This window comes from Pararcticibacter amylolyticus (assembly GCF_003130405.1).
GTDB classification, from domain to species: domain Bacteria; phylum Bacteroidota; class Bacteroidia; order Sphingobacteriales; family Sphingobacteriaceae; genus Arcticibacter; species Arcticibacter amylolyticus.
This window is the reverse complement of sequence record NZ_QEAS01000009.1, coordinates 213,988-218,550: the sequence shown is the minus strand read 5'-3', so window position 1 is coordinate 218,550 and position 4,563 is coordinate 213,988. Positions and strand designations below refer to the sequence as shown.

The 4,563-nt window shown below is 44.1% G+C and carries 5 protein-coding genes; 1 reads left to right on the top strand and 4 read right to left on the bottom strand.

From position 1 onward, the window contains the following. Nucleotides 1-633: DUF2027 domain-containing protein (locus tag DDR33_RS12555; protein ID WP_238387787.1), on the bottom strand; the 633-nt coding region annotated here is incomplete at its 3' end. 82 nt (nt 634-715) lie between these two features. Here DDR33_RS12555 and DDR33_RS12550 point away from each other — a divergent pair. Beyond that, nucleotides 716-1,618, top strand: a complete 903-nt coding sequence (locus DDR33_RS12550) for a histone deacetylase family protein (protein WP_109416136.1) — start codon at nt 716-718, stop codon at nt 1,616-1,618. 5 nt (nt 1,619-1,623) lie between these two features. Here the strand turns inward: DDR33_RS12550 and DDR33_RS12545 are convergent, their stop codons facing one another. The 3 genes from DDR33_RS12545 to DDR33_RS25855 all read right to left on the bottom strand — a co-directional run. After that, nucleotides 1,624-2,988, bottom strand: coding sequence for an MATE family efflux transporter (locus DDR33_RS12545; protein WP_109416135.1), 1,365 nt, complete (start codon nt 2,986-2,988; stop codon nt 1,624-1,626). A 65-nt stretch (nt 2,989-3,053) separates the two neighbouring features. Further along, complete coding sequence (locus tag DDR33_RS12540) at nt 3,054-4,178, bottom strand: ATP-binding response regulator (protein WP_109416134.1); 1,125 nt, start codon at nt 4,176-4,178, stop codon at nt 3,054-3,056. 200 nt (nt 4,179-4,378) lie between these two features. Continuing rightward, on the bottom strand, nt 4,379-4,563 hold a 185-nt coding region (locus tag DDR33_RS25855; RefSeq protein WP_158280735.1), incomplete at its 5' end, for a hypothetical protein.

Here is a 4,563-nt window from a genome sequence, read left to right as displayed (position 1 = left end):
AAAGAAACTCTCTTTCAGTTTTTCAGGATCTACAACAAGATCCTCTTCATCCAGACGTATGATCCATGCGTCCTGCTTAAGCTGTTCCACTCTTTTTTTAGCCCCTGCAAAATCTTTTGCCCTGAACTTCTCACTGACAGTCACAGGATCCGGAAGTTTAATATTCCCGGTAGTAAAATACATTATTTGGATCTCAAAAGAAGGCCATTGATCGAGTTCAGACAAAGAGGCTGTAAATACCCTTGTTGCGGATGCCGGATTAATGATGCCGGCGAACTCTCCTTTGAAGTCTTTTCCTTTCGCTGTTGTAAGCGTGGTGAGTAATTGAAAAGAGGTGTCATTGACCAGATGGAAATAAACAACCGACCCTTTTCTCTGATCGGGTATCATTGCAAGATAAATTCCTTTGGTTTCAAAATTTCCTGGTATCGGGGACGAGCCTGCCGCATTTGTTTCTGCGGATGGGTCGTTGTAAACATGTCCGTGAACACGGGTAACTTTGCTGGCAGGTACGGGAATCTCAAAGTCGTCATCACCTGTTACTCCAATCATTTCATCATTGAAAATACGGGTAATATATCCTTCTCTCTTCTCGTCAACAAAACGTACGAACTCACCTAATTTGTAATCCATTTTAATGTCTTTTTTGCTTCAAATTGCGTTTCCGGCCCAATGAAGCAAAGCTAATCAAATTTCTTTATGTACTTTCGGACTTGTGTTGAAGATTGCATTTGATCCGTCCTATTCCCATCTACTGCCGGAAGGCCACAGGTTTCCGATGCTGAAGTATGAGTTAATACCGGGGCAGTTATTATACGAAGGACTCATTACCGGGCAAAATCTTTTTTCTCCTGCCAGAGTCGCTGAAGAAATCATTCTCCTGACGCATAGCAGGAAATATTGGGAAGATCTCCGGGACCTTACTCTGAGCCCGCGTGAGATTCGCCGGACGGGCTTCCCCCTTTCCAAATCCCTTGTCGACCGGGAGGTCACTATTGTCCAGGGAACTATTGATGCCTGCCTCTATGCAATTGATTACGGCATTGCATTTAATGTTGCCGGTGGGACACATCACGCTGGATACGACTGGGGAGAAGGTTTCTGTCTCCTTAACGATCAGGCCGTTGCGGCCAATTATTTGTTGAATACGGGAAAAGCCGTTTCCGTTCTGATAATAGACCTCGACGTTCACCAGGGAAATGGTACCGCGCAGATTTTTGAAGAAAACCCTTCTGTGTTTACCTTTTCTATGCATGCCGGGAAGAATTTCCCTTTCAGAAAAGAACGGTCTGACCTCGACATCGCGTTATCACAGGGAGTGGGCGATGAGGAGTATCTCTCTGTTCTGAGCGATACGCTTCCGAAGTTGTTCAGGGAAGCAGTTCCGGATTTCGTTTTCTATCTTTCCGGAGTTGACGTGCTGGAAAGCGATAAGCTCGGGCATCTTTCCTTGACCCGGGAGGGATGCAGGGAGCGCGACAGGATGGTATTTCAACACTGCAAAGAACGTGGAGTTCCTGTAGAAGTCAGTATGGGAGGAGGCTATTCCCCGAAGATTTCAGATATCGTTGAAGCTCATTGCAACACTTTCAGGGTTGCCCATGAGCTATATTTTTAGATAAATCAGGAATAATCTCCGGCGCCGAATATCTTTTTACAGGTGTAGCTGTAACGCTGGAAGAGCAGGAGGGAGGAGGCTAACAGCCCGAGCGTAAGTCCGCACCATATACCATTTGCTCCCCAGTTGGTATAAATTCCCAACAGCCATGCCAGCGGCAGTCCGATTACCCAATAGGCAATAAATGTTATGAGCGTAGGAACGTTAACATCGCCCATACCTCTTAAAATTCCCAGTCCCACAACCTGTGCTCCGTCAAACAGCTGAAAGAGCCCCGCGATAAGAAGCAATTGAGCGGATACTGCGATCACCGCTGTATCAGATGTATAGATCCAGGGCAGAAAACGATTGAAAGCCACGAAGATCAATCCTGTGAAAAACATGAAGACCAGTACAATATGGTAGCTGGCATTTGCCGAGAGCCGTAATTGTTTGTAATCCTGGCGCCCAAAGTTATTTCCGGTATGAATGGTGGCAGCAGCCGATATTCCGCTGGCCATCATGTATGTCATAGAGGCAAGACTGATGGCTACCTGATGGGCGGCCTGCTTTACAGCTCCCAGGGTACCCATCAAAATGGCCGCTCCGCTGAAGGCGCTCACTTCGAATGTATATTGCAGTGCTACAGGGCCGCCGATCTTCAGTATCCGGAGAGACCGGCCGCGGTCTGCTTTTTTAAGAGTAAATGCACGAAGGTGAGTCTTAAAGTTCTTCGACCTGAATACATACAAACCCATTACCATGGCCATGATAGTCCGGTCGATTAAAGTGCTCCATCCAACCCCCTTTACGCCCATTGGCTCAATGCCGAACAAGCCTTTAACAAAGGTTATTCCCAGGCATATATTAATGATATTTCCTGCGATAGAAATCACCATCGCCTGTCTCGTAAATCCCAGCCCTTCTGCAAACTGTTTAAAAGTATTAAAAAGCATGAGCGGAATGATCGATATACCCAGCAAGCCCAGATATGGTTTTGCCTGGCGTACAACCTCCTGATCCTGCCCCAGATCACCTATTATAAGAAGCAAACCAAAATAAATAATGATGAATAATACAAACCCGGTGATCGTGTTTATAATCAGACTGCTGCTGAAGAGTTTGCCGCATTCGTCGTAGTTCTTTTTGCCATTTTCCTGGGCAATAAGAGGCGTTAGGCCATAGGCTATACCAATACCGGCCACCATGATAATCGTAAAAACACTGTTTACAAGGGAAACCGCCGCTAATGATACGGTACCTGCGAAGTGACCGACGATCACACTGTCAGCGGTGTGCACAAGAGTATGCCCCAACTGCGAGATAACCACAGGGACGGCGAGCTTTAAGTTACTTCTGTAATACTGGAAATATTTGCTGGTTCCAAACATAGGGGATGCAAAGATAAGGCATTTCAGGATACAAAGCAGAATGCCTGCCTATGAGCTTGCTGAAGTCAGGATGAAACAGGTTTATCCACGGGGATGGAAAAATAGAAAGTGGATCCTTTTCCGGGTTCGCTCTCTACGCCATAAGTGCCCTTGTGAAATTTGATGATAACCGAACAGATATAAAGACTTATACCAAGGCCCTGAAACTCGTTGTATGAGTCTTCCGCCCGGTAAAATTTCTGAAAAAGCCTTGGCATTTTTTCGGGGGAAATGCCAACTCCCGTATCTCTCACTTTGATAGTTAAAATTCCGTTGCTGACAGAAACTTCAAGAAAAATATCTTTTGAGACCTGTGAGTATTTTGCCGCGTTAAAGAGGAAATCAAGAACAACCTGTTCTAATTTGTTTTGGTCTCCATAGAGCGTCTCAGGTAAGTCTCCCGATAGTATGATATGGTATTCCGGATAGATAGTCGCAAACACTTCCGAGATATTTGTTATAGCTTCGGTTCCGCTGAAATAGGTAAATGAGAACTTTATTTTACCAGCCTCTATATTGGTGAGGTCGAGAAGTCCGTCTACCAGGAGGTTTAGCTTTTCGAGTTGTGTCTCAGTTCTTTGCAGATATTTTAAATTTTCCTCAGCTTTCTGCTGGTTGCTTATCATCTTTTTTAAAAGTTGAGCATATCCTTTGGCGCGTGTCAGAGGTGTTTTCAATTCATGACTCGCAATGCTCAGGAACTCATCTTTCCTCTTTTCAGCTGCTTTTCTTACTTCTATCTCCTTTTCCAGTTCCGCCTTTACAGTCTTAAGTTCCTGGTTTTGCTGCGAAAGCCTATAAAGATTCTTTACCTTAAGGAGCAGGATATCCGGATCCATTGGTTTGGTAACATAGTCGTATCCTCCCGTGAGATAGCCTTTAGTGATAAATTCCTTGGTTGTGTTAACGGCAGAAAGAAAAATGACAGGTATGTCTCTAGCTTTACTAAAACCCGACAGTGCTTCTGCTACTTCAAACCCATCCATCCCCGGCATCTGAACATCCAGTATAATCAGGGAGTAATTATTCCTGAGAACCTTTTTTAATGCTTCTTCTCCCGAGCGGGCTTCATCGACTTTGAAGTCGTTTAGTTCCAGTATTTTTCGTAATCCAAGTAAATTTTCAGCAAGATCATCAACAATTAATACCATTCAGAATGCATCCTTTCTTAATTCAACGGGTTGATACACTCTTAAGTGCGTTCGTTACTGAAACACATATTTTCGCTAAATGTTGTAATTATTATGATAAATGACAAAAGCCTCTCTTGTCAGAGAGGCTTTTGAAAGGTTGCGTTAATTGTAAAATGAGAATAAGCATCCCTGTTTAACAGGGCAGATGTTAGAATATCTTAGTTCACTTTAGTCGTATCGGTAGGAGTACTTGTTGTATCGGCCGGAGTCTCGGTGGTATCTTTTTTAGTGGTATCCTGCCAGGTAACACTGTCTTTTGATATAGTTGTATGATGGTTTGTAGTACTAAATGCTGTAACTCCTGCGAATGCTAATATAGCTGCTGAAAACAATACCTTTTTCA